The organism is Streptomyces sp. Ru62 (assembly GCF_002920615.1).
GTDB lineage: Bacteria > Actinomycetota > Actinomycetes > Streptomycetales > Streptomycetaceae > Streptomyces.
The window spans coordinates 1-503 of sequence record NZ_PQSU01000103.1; the positions used below are offsets into that span (position 1 = coordinate 1).

Genomic DNA, 503 nt, shown 5'->3' on the forward strand with positions numbered 1-503 from the left:
AGGCCAACCAGTGGCCCGAGGACGTCGTCGACTACTTCGGCGACTACAGCTCCGGCGGCGACGAGTGCCACATGGCGTTCCACTTCCCCGTCATGCCGCGCATCTTCATGGCCGTACGGCGGGAATCCCGCTACCCGGTCTCCGAGATCCTCGCCAAGACCCCGGCCATCCCCTCCCACTGCCAGTGGGGCATCTTCCTGCGCAACCACGACGAGCTGACCCTCGAAATGGTCACCGACGAGGAACGCGACTACATGTGGGCCGAGTACGCCAAGGACCCACGGATGCGCGCCAACATCGGCATCCGCCGCCGCCTCGCCCCCCTGCTCGACAACGACCGCAACCAGATCGAGCTGTTCACCGCCCTGCTGCTGTCCCTGCCCGGCTCGCCGATCCTCTACTACGGCGACGAGATCGGCATGGGCGACAACATCTGGCTCGGCGACCGCGACGCCGTCCGCACCCCCATGCAGTGGACCCCCGACCGCAACGCCGGCTTCTCG

Annotated in this window: 1 pseudogene; it reads left to right on the forward strand. The window is 67.4% G+C overall.

Annotated features, from left to right (window positions below):
* Window positions 1–503, forward strand: a pseudogene (locus tag C3492_RS43885) (alpha-amylase family glycosyl hydrolase); the annotation flags it as partial.